Origin of the sequence: Bifidobacterium aquikefiri, assembly GCF_002259795.1 — a bacterium.
Lineage (GTDB): Bacteria > Actinomycetota > Actinomycetes > Actinomycetales > Bifidobacteriaceae > Bombiscardovia > Bombiscardovia aquikefiri.
Genome location: NZ_MWXA01000005.1, coordinates 690,577 through 704,597 on the forward strand (window position 1 = coordinate 690,577; position 14,021 = coordinate 704,597).

Genomic DNA, 14,021 nt, shown 5'->3' on the forward strand with positions numbered 1-14,021 from the left:
CTGATGAGTTCACAATGAACGAAGAATGTAACTGTACGGCCTATTTTCAGCTCAAAATGTCCATCGTTTTGAGAGATTCGCGCAATTCATCAGCATCGGTGAAACAGATTCCGTGGATTCCAAGGTGTTGCGCTGCCTCGACGTTGGTTTGCCGGTCATCAATGAAAACCGTATGCTCCGCCTGCAAGGAGAATCGTTTCAATGCCAACTGATATATTCGCGGATCGGGCTTTATCAAGTGCTCTTCCGCTGAAACAACGATGCCGCTTAGCAAAGCAAGCTCAGAAAATCGCCGACATGCCTCATCAACGCTGCTCTTGGTGAAATTCGTCAAACCCCACATGCCAATGCCGGCAGAGCGCAGATCGTGAAGCAGTTCGCCCATTCCAGGAATCAGACCATGGAATGCTCGTTCGAAATGGTTGAAATACACCTGAAAGACCCATGCCACTGCTGGGCCATGATGCTTCTCGTAGTCGCTAAGAATCCGACTCTCGCTCCATCCTGCATCGCAAAGCTGATCGTAATAGTCAAAACCCCAAGGATCATGAGGGTCGAAAAACATGTCGACAACGCCTTGTGGATATTCACCCTCCAAGGCAAGATCTGGTCGCCAATCAAGCAATACTCCGCAGAAATCAAACATAACGTTAGTGATTTTTGGCTGCATTGTTTCTGTCATCCTTGTAATCGAACAGGTAGAATTCCACGACAAACCTATGACACGCCGCTGACTTACCCAGCGATAGCTTCCCGGGCTTTCGTTGCCGACACATGTTATATTCATGAGCAATATGGGGATTGACACCGGAACGAAGGGTTCGCATGCAGATAATCAATGTTGTCTTGTTCGATAATTTCGAAACCTTGGACGCCTGTGGACCGATAGAGATATTCGGAAGTCTGGGCAACGAGTATCGGATTGAATACTATTCGATGCACGGCGGAATCGTGACGAGCAGACAAGGCTTGCAAACTCAGACACAGGGTTTCACACAGATGGCACCAGACGAAATAGTGCTGATTCCCGGCGGTATGGGTACGAGACCGCTGGTCAACGATGATGAATTTCTTTCACAGCTTGCCGCTCTAGCCAGACAAGCCAAGAATATTCTGACCGTATGCACTGGTTCTGCATTGCTCGCCAAGACTGGATTGCTAAATGCAAAGAGAGCAACATCCAACAAGCTTGCCTTCGACTGGGTCACCTCATTGAATCCCGCAGTGGACTGGGTCGCCAAGGCACGATGGGTTGTTGACGGCAACATCTATACATCGTCCGGAGTCTCGGCAGGAATGGATATGGCTCTCGGTTACGTCAACGACCATCTTGGCACCACCGTGGCGCGCAAGACCGCCCACGACATTGAATACTCATGGAACGAAGACCCAGACAATGATCCTTTCGCCAGATTATCCTGAAGACGCGCAGAAGTTAACAGGACGAAATGCAGTGAGGAGGCAGCGGCGACAGTCATGCCTCAAACCATCACTACTCAGCAATCCTTTTGAAAAGATTCCTTGCACGATCACAGCACGATCACCGCATAATCACGGTACACTCACCGCTGCACGCTATCAGCAACACTCAATGATCATCATCAAGCATGTTCTCCATCGTTATTTCAGATACAACGTTCTAAATTAAACATATAGTCATATTGGCGTTTGCGGTGGCAGATTCCGTTACATTGTGGATTGCTGTATATCAACATGACCATTGTTGCTTCGATGGGCAGCTGTCTTCATCCACGAAGAGATTCGCAGATTGTCGAGAATGTCATCCGTTCCATGGACACTGCTCCGACGGATCCGGCGGAGCCAACGAAGCCTACGAAGCCAACCGACACGAGGAGACCACCGTGCCAGATTATGCATTTGAAACGTTAAGAATTCACGCCGCATATGATCCAAAGGATCATGGCAATGCGGTTTCGCCACCCATATATCAATCGGCTGCCTTCGATCTCGAGAATACCGCACGGGCGAAGCGCTTATGGACAGGCGCGGAAGTCGGAGGCATCTATACCAGGGTAGGCAATCCAACGGTATCGATACTTGAGGAACGCATTGCCAAGCTAGACGGCGGATCTGCAGCTATTGGCCTCGCTTCAGGAATGAGTGCAATCAGCTATGTCATTCTGCTGCTTGGCGAGGGAGGCGGCAATATCGTAGCCGCGTCATCGCTCTATGGGGCCGCGCAGGAGTCTCTGCTTCATTTCTTTCCCAAATTCGGCATCACGACTCAATTCGTGACAGATCGGCACGATCCACAAGCATATGAAGCACTGATCGACGACGACACACGCGCAATCTATCTGGAATCCATAAGCAATCCGAACGCCGAAATCTACGACATTGAAGCCATTGCCGAGGCAGCTCACAGACATGGAGTCCCAGTGATCGTCGACAATACTGTTGCGACACCATATCTCTACCAACCGTTCAAGCATGGAGCCGATATCATCGTGTATTCGGCAACGAAGGGCATTTGTGGTCATGGCAATGCCATTGCAGGTCTCGTGGTTGAAAACGGAACATTCGAATACAGCCGCGAGCGCTTCCCCCATCTCCATGAGCTGTCTTGGAAACTACGTGACATAGACGACAATCCAAGAAGTCCTATCGATGCGGATCCCCATGCTCCCATCATCACCGCCCTGCGCTGCTTCCATCTAGAGTTCATAGGAGCCAAACTGAGCCCATTCGACGCCTATCAGGTACTGGACGGGTTGAGCACGCTTGTCGAACGTTTGGATAAGCAGATCAGTTCAACAGCACGCATAGCCCAGCATCTCAGCAATCATCCGCATGTGGCCTGGGTCCGCTACGCAGGCCTTGCGCAAAGCCCCTTCCACTCGTTGGCAGAACGGGACTTCTCCCACGGTGCCGGAGCGTTACTATCATTCGGATTCAAAGGTTCGGACGAGCAGATCGATGCTTTCATTCAAGCTTTGGACGTGTTTTCATATCATGTCAACATCGGTGATTTCAGATCCCTCATCGCCAATCCAACGCATACCACTCACACCGAGCTTGAGCAGGAAGTTCTGGAATCGGCAGACATTCCTTCGAATATTCTGCGTCTTTCCATTGGACTCGAGCATGTCGATGATCTGATTGCCGATCTCGATCATGCATTTCAACTGGCCTTCAATGAACCAACCAAAGAATAATTTACCTTCACTCTCAAGGCGAGGCCAATAGTGCCCAGCCAACATATTCACAGAACTATCAATCCAGGGAGTAGTCATGGTCTCAGAGTTTTCAGGAAAGACAGTATATATAACGGGAGCCGCGAAAGGCCAGGGACGTGCGGTTGCGTTGGCCCTCGCGGCCGAAGGTGCCAATATCGCCTGCTTAGATCTTGGCAGACCCATCCCCTATCCGGCCTACAACCGCTCAGACCCTATGGATCTTGATACGCTCAAGCGTGAGATCGAAGACCTGGGCGCACATGCGTACATTCATGCGGGCGATGTCAGGAATGCGAGTGATGTGAAGTCTTCCGTTGATAACACCGTCGAAGCATTTGGCGGCATCGACATCGTTTTCAGCAATGCAGGGATTGCCGCCTACGGCAATTCGTGGGAGCTGAGCGAGGATGCTTGGGATTCGGTACTGGATATCAATCTCAAAGGCGGCTGGATTGTCAGCAAATATGTCATCCCCCATCTGATAGCCCAGCAAAGCGGAGTCATCATATATAACTCCTCGATTGCCGGACTTCGTGGGCTCAGGCGGCTATCGCACTACTCAGCGTCGAAATATGCGCTGGTCGGGCTGGCAAAATCTCAGGCAATAGAGCTCGCACCCTATGGCATCAGAGTCGTCACGCTGCACCCGACCGGTGTGAATACAGCCATGAATGATGGGTTGGCTGAGCTTGAGGGCAAAACCACTGAGGAGATTGCCCAGGCATCAGCCGGCAATCTTCTGCCGGTTTCGCTTGTCGATACCGAAGATGTGGTGGAAGCCGTGAAATATCTTGCAGGCAGATCAGGCAGATACATCACTGGTAGTGGCCTGGTACTTGACGCGGGCCTGCTTACCGCATAATTCGCCACTGCAACTCACACCGAGAACACATAAACAGCTACACCGTGAGGCGCTGGCGATTCCACGTATGCTAGGCAGAAATGTCGGAGAGCAGCGTCATGATGCTTGAACGAATTTCAAAGAATTTCGCGCTGCTTCTATCTCGTTGCATTCTCCGCTCTGGCAAGGTTACTGGCAAGGATTCGATGATGCGCCCCGGCCTTGAAGTCATAACCACTATTCTGTCTGACATGAACACAGCTTCATCAATGTCATGTGTCACCAGAATCATCGTCATGCCAAGCCGTTGATGTAGCTGCAGAATCAGTGATTGCAGGGATTGCCGCATGAAGGAATCCAAGGCACCCATCGGCTCGTCAAGCAGTACCAGATCGGGATCGTTGACGAGCGTTCGGGCAATTGCCACGCGCTGTGCCATGCCGCCTGAAATCTCGTGCGGATATGACTGCGCAAATGCTGACATGCCCACAAGATCAAGGATTTCTGCGACTTGGCTCGTTCGTTCCGACGGTGCAACACCCCTTGATTTGAGTCCGAAGGCAACATTGCCACTCACCGTGAGCCACGGGAAGAGACTTCCCTGCTGAAATACCACGCCACGCTTATGATTCGGCCCATCAACGTGTTGGCCTTGGAATACAACATCTCCCACCAAGGGCTGCTCAAGACCGGCTATGAGTCTGAGCAGTGTGGTCTTTCCGCAGCCTGAAGGTCCTATAAGGGTCACGAAATCACCCTGATGCACATCGAGGTTGAAGTCTTCCAGCACCGTGGTTGGCTGAGCGTCAATGCTCGAGTATGAAAACGCAACCGAACGAAGTGAAACACAGACTTTCTTTTCGGTAGCGGTTTCAACGTCGGTTTCAACGTCGGTAGCGGTTTCGATTCTGTGAGAAGTTCGCTGAGTCATTGGATAAGGCCTCGCTGCCATCGAAGCGCATGACGCTGCACGCGCTCGGTTATTTTGAGAATAAGAGAGAAGAGTATGGCCATCACGACGATTGCAGCAAACACCTTGTAATATGCAGACCAGACCTTTGACGAATTGATGTAATAGCCCAAGCCGCCAGGCTGACCCATCATTTCAGACATGACTAGCGTCGCGAAGGCATAGGCATTCGCCGTTGAGATTCCGGTGAAGATATTCGGCAAGGCATGGGGCACCGCAACCCGAAACACCAGAGTCCGCTGACCGGCTCCAAGAGTTCGTGCTGCCTCATACAGCTGCTTGGGCGTGCTCCGCACACCCTGGGCGGTGAGGAATGCGATGGGAAACCATTCGCAGATCACGATCAGAAACGCAGCCGCCGCGAATGGAGTCGGGAATGAAGTCAGTGCGAACGGCATCCATGCCACTGCGGGAATCACGCCGGTAATCTTCAACACTGGAAACACCCAATAATAAGCTTTGGCGAACCAGCCGATGATGATTCCCGTACTGACACCGAAGAACACACCGACAATGAATCCGACAGCAAATAATCTCAACGAATACAAAGTGTTGTGCAGAATGAAGGCGCTGTCTTCCAAAAAGGCTCCGGCAATCTGTGCTGGCCCTGGGAAAAATGGTCTAGGAAGAATTTCAAAGACATCGCCCAGCACATTCCACAGGCACAGTGCCAGCCCCACGGCTATTCTGAACGGATAACGTGCAAGATATCGTTCCAGCCCAGCACCTTTTCGACCGCTGACAAGCGCGATGATGGGCGTCAGGGAATAGCACACCATCAGCACCACCAGCATGAACGCATACAATCCATTGCCGGAACCAACGAGTCCAAACACCAGATCATATGGTGTCGTTGCCGCCTTGGCCGGCGAAGGAGCAACGATGGCGACTGCCAGCGCAACTGCGAAGCCAAGCAGCGTGAAGCACCATGCCACACACTGCTTGACTCGCGAACGAGCTATTGCGCCTTTTCGAGATGCAAGAACTACGCTCACTGCTCAAGATCCACTTCAACGAACACATCATCGGCGAACTGTTTCGGATCTGAATTGAGATATCCGATGTTATGCAGCTTCTCGGCGAAATACTCAACGTCTGTCTTTGGGTTGCGGTCGTCCGACACTTCCATCGAGTGATCCATGTACTGATAGTCCTTCAAGAGCGTTTCGGCAATGCCGGGGTCATCGATCTGTGAGTAGTTCTTCTCGGCGATGATCTTCACGGCCTCTATTGGATTGTGTGCAATCCACGTTTCGGCCTTGTGATAGGCACGTATCAAGGCTGCTACCTTCTTGGGTTCTGCCTCAAGCGTCTTTTCAGAAGCGAAGAGGAAGCAGCAGAAGCGATCCTTGAATCCTTCTTCCTTCGACAAATCGAAGATAACCTTGGCCGAACCTTCCTGCTCCTTGATGGAACCCACCGGATCCCAGGCTGCAACCACATCAACCTCGCCCTTATCCAATGCCTCGAATTGCAGGTTCGCGTCGGCAAATGGCAGGAACTCTACCTCGCCATCGGTAGGATCGGCCGAAACGCCTCCCTCTTCAAGCCACATGCTCACGACCTGATGCGGCGTGTCACCAACTTCGTTGATGGCTATCTTCTTGCCAATAATGTCTTCCGGTTTGCTAATCGTCGAGTCGGGACGAACCAGGAACTTGATGCAGCCATTGTGCAAGCCGTCAACGATCTTGATTTTCACGCCGTTCTCTATGGATTGGAAGAACTGAAAATCGCCATTGACCAATGGATAGGTGCCGTTGTTCAGGCCAACTTTTCGAGCTTCGGCATCAGATGCGGTAAGCACCACATCCAAACCCTCTTCCTTAAAGAATCCCTTTTCCAATGCAATGTATGTCGGACCTCCGCACAACGACCCGTCGTTGACCGGTAGTTCGATTCTGCCAAACTCGTATTCTCCGCTCGCCGTAGTATTGCCGGACTGCGAACATGCCGAGAGCATGCCGACGAGCAGAACGCCCAACGATGCCACGCACAGAATCTTCTTGACTGTCAAGTTTGTCATGATTTGCACCCTTGCTCTTGATGTTGAAGTTCGATTATGTGACTAGCGATTATTACGCCAGGTTGCCGGGTGGAATTCATCCTTCAGAGGTAGCAGACGACGATCAACGTCAATCTGCAATACTGAGTTGAAGTTGTTGGTGGCAATCATCTGTGCCGCAAAACCCACGATCACGACAATCTGATCATCTGAATAACGATGGTGGAGACGCTCGAAAAGATCGTCAGAAACCGAGGTTGGGTCCTTCACAATCTGCGTGGCAAGCTCCTGCAGCTCTGCTTCGGCTTCGGTGGTCTCGAATGATGCAGGATCAAGGCCAAGTTCTCTCAAGTCATTGATAAAGAAGAGCGAGCACAACTGGCAGCTGTTTGTCGTCGAAATGGCATGCGCATACACGGTTGCAGCGCGATTCCCGACCGCGTCTGCCAGGGATGCCCATGAATCATACCAGCCGATGAATGCCTTGAACGTACGATGATCCCGAAGCAGTGCCTGCTTCATATTGGAAAGCTTTCCTTGTGCCTTCAACGCCGCATAGTCTTCGGCAGCTTCCTTCGACAGTTCATGTTCCTCTACCGTGACGATTCTTGCCATGGTGCTTTCTCCTCTGTGTGCATCCTGAAATCAAGGATGTTCGATAATGAAATGCATGCATATCGTTCGCGGAGGATGCTCGTCTCCAGTCAACCGCAGCAGAGCAAACCGCGTGACATGACATGATGTATGAATTTAACCGATATGTTCATATGTATGTCAAATGAGCAGTTCCAGGCAAAACGCCGTTTTTACACTCTGCCTAAAGAGAAAGATACGGCACTTGAGTGAGGAAAGATTGCAATATCAACGATCTTGCTAAAGGCCCTCTCGCTCACTATCAGAAAAACTGATAGGCAGGCATAAGGAACTGCAATATCCAGATACTTGAAACTTTTCTAGCATCGACCCGCAACCAGATCCACTGCCTCGGCAATATCTGCGATAAGGCTTCTCAATTCCTCGATGGTGCTGATGAACGGGGGCGAAATGGTCACCGTCTGATTGCATGGACGTACCAGCTGCCCGAATTCATCGCGCAGCACGGCAACGACGCTTCCAGCCGAAACACTCGAATGAAGCTCAACCCCGCCCAATAGCCCTTTGGAACGAACATCCGCAACATACTCGTTCCGCTCAAACACACGATGAAGCTCCGCATCAACGAACTGCGAGAGCTCACGGACATGCCCAAGCAGATGATTGTCCTCAATGAATTCAAGATTGGCCATTGCCGCAGCGCAGGAAACCGCATGACCCGAATAGGTCAGACCATGCCAATACGCAGGTGCCTGCGGATTGGCGGAGTCATAGAAAGGTTCCCACACCCGAGCAGCAACGAACACGCCCCCGAGCGGCGCGTACCCCGAGGTTACCCCTTTTGCAAACATCGTCATATCGGGCGTAACGCCATACAGTTCGGAAGCAAACCATTCACCGGTTCTGCCGAAGCCTGAAACCACCTCGTCGAAGATCAGCAGAATGTCAAACTCATCAGCCAATGCACGTAATCCAGCAAGATATCCGGCAGACGCAGGAATCATGCCCCCGGCACCAATAATGGGTTCAGCGATGATTGCCGCTATGCTTTCCGCGCCAAGGTCTTCAATTGTCTCTCTGACCTCTTGAAGATTGTCATCTGATATGCGGCAAACGTACGGCACAAGCGAGCCATAGCCCTTGCGCAAATCATCGTCTCCGACAACGCTGGTGCCAAAGGCATGCAAACCATGATATGCATGCTCACGTGCAAGAACATACTGCTTTTTCGGTTTGCCAAGCACCTGCCAGTACCGTCGCGCAAGCTTCAAGGCGATATCCGCTGCATCGGAACCCCCCGAGCCAAGAATGATGCGCGGGTCGTCTAACGGAGCTAGCCGATACAGCCTCTCCATCAAATCCAGCACAGGACGATGACTGTTGCCTACGAAGGTGTGGAAGGTCTCAAGCCGGCAAGCCTGCTCATACATCGCTCTGGCTACGGATTCGTTGCCATGGCCGATGTTTGCAAACCAGAGAGCCGATGTTCCATCGAAGTATTGTCGCCCTTGCTCATCCCAGATATACGTGCCCTGAGCTCTGCAACACACCGGGTTATCTTCCGGCACAAAAGACGCCATATTGGTATGAGGATGCCACAATATCTCAGCAGGAACCGGCATAATAACTCTCTTTCAGCAGCAAATGAATATGGGCAGACCGCGGAAGGCAGCACCCTTGGCACGCGAGTCCTTGGGGCAAGCAAGCTGATGCCCATCTGGTAATTTTATACCATGCATCCATTATTGGAGCATGAAAGAGGTTATTTTCTCACGCCTTCAAGAACTGTAAGGTGTTCTTCCACACCTCATACGATTGTGGGTGCGAGAAATCGAATTGGAATTCGTGCGGCAGCTTTGGATTGTCTGGGTAGAGCGTGAGCTTCGCTGCAACGTTCTGCGTTCGGAGTCTGCCATACATCTCCCTAGCCTGCGTGGGGAACGAGAAATAGTTGCCATCGACGATATACGAGCGAGGAAAGTTCGCAGAGACAAAGTCAACCACCGATGCCGTCTTGGCAGCCTTGGTATCCTGCCAATGCTTCTGCCCGAGATATGACCACCCCACAGTCTGCACGAACTGCTTGGCAATCCAGGAACTGCCCATGTCCGTCATTTGGGAGACATCATAAGGTCCGCAGAACAGGAGTGCAGCCTCTATGGGTTTGTGCAGAGCAACCGCATGAATTCCAGCCTTTGTCGCATAACCCGCAGTTGTTTCAATCGCAGCAAACTGCGCTGCAATCTGCGCACCGGCGGAGTCTCCACCAATGATGATGCGATTGGCATCAAGTCCATAACGTGCAGCAATGGCATATAGATGAGTAATCAGCTCTCCCACTTGCACCACCGGAGCCGGATACTGGGCATCAGGCGCATAATCGTAATTCATTGCGGCCACGGCATATCCATGCGACGCAAGCATGGTCGCATACGTTGAGACTCCGAGCTTGTCGCCAGTGATGAACCCGCCACCGTGTACCCATACGATGATCGGCAACGACTGTACGGAAGCTGATTTGGCATCCTTGCTGAGTTTGGGCAGATAAAGATCAAAATCATTGCGCTGATACCGAGACGGGTACGTCAAGTTGCTTCTCATCGAAACGGCTCTTCGCGCGGCAGCATATCCGCGGGGCTTCTGCACATTCCCAGCCTCGAATGCCCTGCGAAAAATCAATGCACTCGGCCACGGACTGACGTTAAACGCCACCACGGCGATCAGAGCAATGCCGACAATCGTCGCAATAGCACTCAGCATGATTCTGCCAAACAACCTGAGCCCACGTCTACGAGCCTTCGTGCCACTTTCCAGACTCGTGTTGTCTTTTGGACTTGTGCGCCTTCCCCTGTGCATATCCAGCCGCATACCAGTCACCCGACTCCCCCAATATTCCATGCCTTACGAGAAGCACTCTATCGCAACCCCACCGCTCACGACGCGTCTCCAACATTCAATCCACAAGCAATTCCAGTTGATATGGACTGTTTTGATATAGATGTGCTTGTGCGCACGAAGACTTATGTATCGCTTCGTAACAATTGGGTTGATGCACTCCCCAGTGCGCACCCCGGTACCGCCCGAAGCCACTGCCCAATCCAACGAAAGCAGCCAAAGTCGATCCCACGCTTTCCCAGACAGCCATTTCGACTGGAACATACCGAGAATATGCCGAAAGGTGCCTTTTCATCGTAGTGAGCATCACCTGATCATCAACGTTTGGCCCTGTTTATTTCCATCCATTCACCAAATATCTTCGAAAATCATTCGATGATGAGATGATTTGTCCGACGTGGTTCGATTCTGTTCGACTCTCGGCGAATTCGATGCGCTCGGAATGCGCTCAGTCCGGTGAAAAAACAAGAGCCTTGAGTCTGTCTCGTTACGTGTGTAACTGATGGTTTTCTTTGTTGTCTCTTTAGCCCGGCCAGAGGTCGATGAAAGTGGAACGCGGGCGCGTTCGACGCGGGCTCCCACCTGGTCACCACCCATCGTACCTAGCTTTTGCCTATCGTATCGAGGTGAATTGGATAATAATAGCGACAACCATCATTAGTAGCCTTGACACGACAAGAACTGGGGAAGAGGCACGTTGCACATACCTCTTACCCAGTTCTTGTGGCAGAATACGGAACGGGTCAGTCTTGCCAGGCAACGCTTATCGCTCCAGTGCCCGAGCTTGGTGCCGTATAAGTATGATTGCTGCCTCCTTCCCATTGAACAGTCCCATTTGCTTTCTTGACGAAGAACTTGTATTGAATCGGCAACCCCGCAGGAAGGCTTGCCATGGTGAACCATGTCGGATAGTTGGGGCACAGCATAGGCCCAATAGCCACTGCTGAATCCGTATTCCAACTGCCGAGTTCTGGCACATTACCAGTCAGATACAACTCATCTCCTGGCGACGTAGAGGTGCCAGTGACGGTGAAAGTGGTCGCTGTTTGAGCAGCGGACAGCACATTGTATGCGATTGAATTCGACGCGAGGGACCCGGTTGTTGTTACTACAACATTTTCACTGCCCGGCTTGACTCCTTGTGGAATCGTGAAATCAACCTCGGTTGGTGACCATTGATCAATGACCGCTGTCACACCACCAACGTTAACGGTTCCGGTACCACTACCGAAATTGCTGCCTGTAACTGACACCACGTCACCGCTGCGCCCCATGGTAGGCCCGATATTTCCAATTTCAGGAGTGGTCTGTGACGGTTCAACATATGACCAGACGGCAGCTTGCCCACCATTGAGCGTGTAGCTCGAAACAGGATTGGTGCCGTTACTTCCCTCGCCAACTGTGAGCGTTCCACCTCCAAGCAGACCACTTAAATTATCTGAATATGACCCGTTAGGCAGAGATGTATTCAAGTTATTCAGAGTGTAGCTACTATTGCCTTTATTTACTGCAACGAGTACCACATCATTATAGAATTTGCGTTCATATACATAGACATCATTGTTGATCCAACGTTCAGTGGATGACCCATATCTCAGTGCTGGATTGTTTTTCCGCAATGATGCAAGTGCCTGGACTATCTTGAAGTTCCTCGTGTTCTCACTGAAAGAAGACATCGCGTCTCTGTTATATGGGTCTCCTCCAACCTGATCGGAAGAGTTTGTGGAGTCATCATGAGTATATTGTTCATCCCCATAATACAAAGAAGGAATGCCAGGCACAGTCATATTGACAACCGTTGCCTGATCAAGCAGTGAGGTGCTGTTATTAATGGATAGGAACCTTGACACATCTTGTCCATCAACGAAATCAACCAACTGATTAGACCAGTCAAACGATGACTGTTGTCGTGAGATTGTTGAGTCCAGCTCCGCCATGGAAGCCCCCGAAGCGAACACATCACGAATGCTGGTGTTGAGGTCAAAGTTTTCCAACGACATTCCATCAGCATTTGCAAGCTTCACTTCTTGTTGCCATAAAGCAGCAGAAGAGGTATCCGCCCATTCACCAAAGAGAAAAACGCCACGTTGTCTATAAATGTTATCAGCATAGCTTTTCAGAAAGCCGCTGGGCATATGCTTCACGGCATCCATACGAATACCGTCAACTCCATGAGACAACCAAGTATCCACGGCATCCTTCAGATACTCCGTAGTGACAGAATTCTCCTGGGCCAGATCCGCGAGGTTGAAAAGGTTCTTATATTCAACCTGATATTGGTCGTTATAATCTGTGACGCCACCATTGTGGTGGAAATATCCCGATGGGTCATCACTGTAGCTGGCCAGTTTCGTGCCATTTTTCAACAATGCTCCATCATTGGCATAACTAGAATTATTGACATCTTCTGGCGAAGTATCGTTTATTGCCCAATCCATAATGATTTTTATGCCATTATTATGAGCTGCGGTTACCATGGTGTCAAAATCCTGCCACGAACCAAAGTGCGGATCTGGAACATAGAAATCCATTCCCCAATATCCATGATAGCCAGCCGATGCATTACCTGATGAGTCAACGGCTGGCGAACTGATATTCTGAACAGGTGGGGAAATCCAAATGGCACCAATACCCATATCCTTGAGATAAGACATTTTATCGGTGACACCCTGAAAATCGCCGCCCCAATAGAGTTGCCAATTCGACTTATCAGCACTGTATTCATTGGGAGCAGACGAGGGGTTATCATTGCTTGTATCGCCGTCATAGAACCTGTCCGTGACTAACTGATAAATCACGTCCCCCGTCATGTCTCCAGTGCCTGAGGATATCGCCGATGAGGCAATGGATGAATCAGCAACTGCGTGAGAAGTGGACGATACTTTTTCTACGCTCGCCCAGCTCGGTGTTGCTGTTGTGAAAGCAACAAAGCACAGTGCCACTAAAAAGATCGAAACTATTACTTTGAGTTTATGATACATGTTACGTAGTCTTGGCATAGGTAGTGCCCGGGTTCTTGCGCACTTTGGTTTTTGTTTCCTGTGTGCGTTGTCAGTTCGCTTCCTGTATGGTGTCGTGGAGTCGGGACATGTCCAGGTAGCGGCGGGTCGACCACTGGTTGCCGGTGACGTAGCGGATTCTCGCAGTGATGAGCATCAATGCCGATCTACCATCCGGGAAAGCGCCCACCACGCGGGTTCTCCTGCGGATCTCCCGGTTCAACCGTTCGATCATGTTGTTCGTTCGGATGCGCCGGCGATGCTCGACCGGGTAATCCTTGAGCAGGTACGTGGTGGTCTCGTCGATGCCCTCGCGCAGGCACTTGGCGGCCTCCCTGAGTTTCCGCTCCTCCATCTCGGTGGCGACCTGCTCGGCCTTGGCCAACGCCGATTCGCGTGATTCCATCGCGAACACGGCCTTGAGCGCGTCCCCGGCCCATCGGGTGTGACGAGGGGAGACTTTCGAGAGCACGTTGCGCATGAAGTGCACCATGCACCGCTGGTAGCGGGCCTGTGGCAG

The 14,021-nt window shown here is 51.2% G+C and carries 12 protein-coding genes; 3 read left to right on the plus strand and 9 right to left on the minus strand.

The window, feature by feature from the left end:
• Positions 1–46 precede the first annotated feature (46 nt).
• On the minus strand, positions 47–682 hold the full coding sequence (locus tag BAQU_RS06860; protein WP_158215664.1) for an HAD family hydrolase: 636 nt from the start codon (positions 680–682) through the stop codon (positions 47–49).
• Between the two features lie 143 nt (positions 683–825).
• On the opposite strand from BAQU_RS06860, the gene BAQU_RS06865 reads away from it, so the two are divergent.
• The 3 genes from BAQU_RS06865 (at position 826) to BAQU_RS06875 (ending at position 4,059) form a co-directional block, all read left to right on the plus strand.
• On the plus strand, positions 826–1,422 hold the full coding sequence (locus BAQU_RS06865; protein WP_094693853.1) for a DJ-1/PfpI family protein: 597 nt from the start codon (positions 826–828) through the stop codon (positions 1,420–1,422).
• Between the two features lie 440 nt (positions 1,423–1,862).
• Positions 1,863–3,176 carry an O-acetylhomoserine aminocarboxypropyltransferase/cysteine synthase family protein gene (locus tag BAQU_RS06870; protein ID WP_094694119.1) on the plus strand — a complete coding sequence of 438 codons (1,314 nt, stop codon included), beginning with the start codon at positions 1,863–1,865 and terminating at the stop codon, positions 3,174–3,176.
• A gap of 76 nt (positions 3,177–3,252) precedes the next feature.
• Positions 3,253–4,059: an SDR family NAD(P)-dependent oxidoreductase gene (locus tag BAQU_RS06875; protein ID WP_094693855.1), complete on the plus strand. Its 807-nt coding sequence runs from the start codon at positions 3,253–3,255 to the stop codon at positions 4,057–4,059.
• Positions 4,060–4,129: 70 nt separating this feature from the next.
• On the opposite strand, the gene BAQU_RS06880 is transcribed toward BAQU_RS06875, so the two are convergent.
• The 8 genes from BAQU_RS06880 to BAQU_RS06915 form a co-directional block, all read right to left on the minus strand.
• Positions 4,130–4,969, minus strand: a complete 840-nt coding sequence (locus tag BAQU_RS06880) for an ABC transporter ATP-binding protein (RefSeq protein WP_094693856.1) — start codon at positions 4,967–4,969, stop codon at positions 4,130–4,132.
• Positions 4,966–6,003, minus strand: coding sequence for an ABC transporter permease (locus BAQU_RS06885; protein WP_094693858.1), 1,038 nt, complete (start codon positions 6,001–6,003; stop codon positions 4,966–4,968). The genes BAQU_RS06880 and BAQU_RS06885 overlap by 4 nt, the downstream gene beginning before the upstream one ends.
• Positions 6,000–7,034 (minus strand): ABC transporter substrate-binding protein, encoded by a 1,035-nt coding sequence (locus tag BAQU_RS06890; RefSeq protein ID WP_094693860.1) that lies wholly within the window; start codon positions 7,032–7,034, stop codon positions 6,000–6,002. Before BAQU_RS06890 ends, BAQU_RS06885 begins: the two co-directional genes overlap by 4 nt.
• Before the next feature lie 42 nt (positions 7,035–7,076).
• The gene (locus BAQU_RS06895; protein WP_094693862.1) at positions 7,077–7,628 is read right to left on the minus strand and encodes a carboxymuconolactone decarboxylase family protein; all 552 of its coding nucleotides are present in this window, start codon (positions 7,626–7,628) and stop codon (positions 7,077–7,079) included.
• Positions 7,629–7,966: 338 nt separating this feature from the next.
• Positions 7,967–9,187: an aminotransferase family protein gene (locus BAQU_RS06900; protein ID WP_211277128.1), complete on the minus strand. Its 1,221-nt coding sequence runs from the start codon at positions 9,185–9,187 to the stop codon at positions 7,967–7,969.
• Positions 9,188–9,377: 190 nt separating this feature from the next.
• On the minus strand, positions 9,378–10,367 hold the full coding sequence (locus BAQU_RS06905) for an alpha/beta hydrolase (RefSeq protein ID WP_158215666.1): 990 nt from the start codon (positions 10,365–10,367) through the stop codon (positions 9,378–9,380).
• Between the two features lie 878 nt (positions 10,368–11,245).
• Positions 11,246–13,312 (minus strand): alpha-amylase family glycosyl hydrolase, encoded by a 2,067-nt coding sequence (locus tag BAQU_RS06910; protein WP_211277129.1) that lies wholly within the window; start codon positions 13,310–13,312, stop codon positions 11,246–11,248.
• Positions 13,313–13,553: 241 nt separating this feature from the next.
• On the minus strand, positions 13,554–14,021 hold a 468-nt coding region (locus BAQU_RS06915), incomplete at its 5' end, for a transposase (RefSeq protein ID WP_211277130.1).

Excerpts from the sequence above, each read along its gene's own strand:
- BAQU_RS06860 (WP_158215664.1), bottom strand. The coding sequence starts at position 682 with ATGACAGAAACAATGCAGCCAAAAATCACTAACGTTATGTTTGATTTC.
- BAQU_RS06875 (WP_094693855.1), top strand. The coding sequence starts at position 3,253 with ATGGTCTCAGAGTTTTCAGGAAAGACAGTATATATAACGGGAGCCGCG.
- BAQU_RS06900 (WP_211277128.1), bottom strand. The coding sequence starts at position 9,187 with ATGGCGTCTTTTGTGCCGGAAGATAACCCGGTGTGTTGCAGAGCTCAG.
- BAQU_RS06865 (WP_094693853.1), top strand. The coding sequence starts at position 826 with ATGCAGATAATCAATGTTGTCTTGTTCGATAATTTCGAAACCTTGGAC.
- BAQU_RS06890 (WP_094693860.1), bottom strand. The coding sequence starts at position 7,034 with ATGACAAACTTGACAGTCAAGAAGATTCTGTGCGTGGCATCGTTGGGC.
- BAQU_RS06910 (WP_211277129.1), bottom strand. The coding sequence starts at position 13,312 with ATGACGGGGGACGTGATTTATCAGTTAGTCACGGACAGGTTCTATGAC.
- BAQU_RS06880 (WP_094693856.1), bottom strand. The coding sequence starts at position 4,969 with ATGACTCAGCGAACTTCTCACAGAATCGAAACCGCTACCGACGTTGAA.
- BAQU_RS06895 (WP_094693862.1), bottom strand. The coding sequence starts at position 7,628 with ATGGCAAGAATCGTCACGGTAGAGGAACATGAACTGTCGAAGGAAGCT.
- BAQU_RS06905 (WP_158215666.1), bottom strand. The coding sequence starts at position 10,367 with ATGCTGAGTGCTATTGCGACGATTGTCGGCATTGCTCTGATCGCCGTG.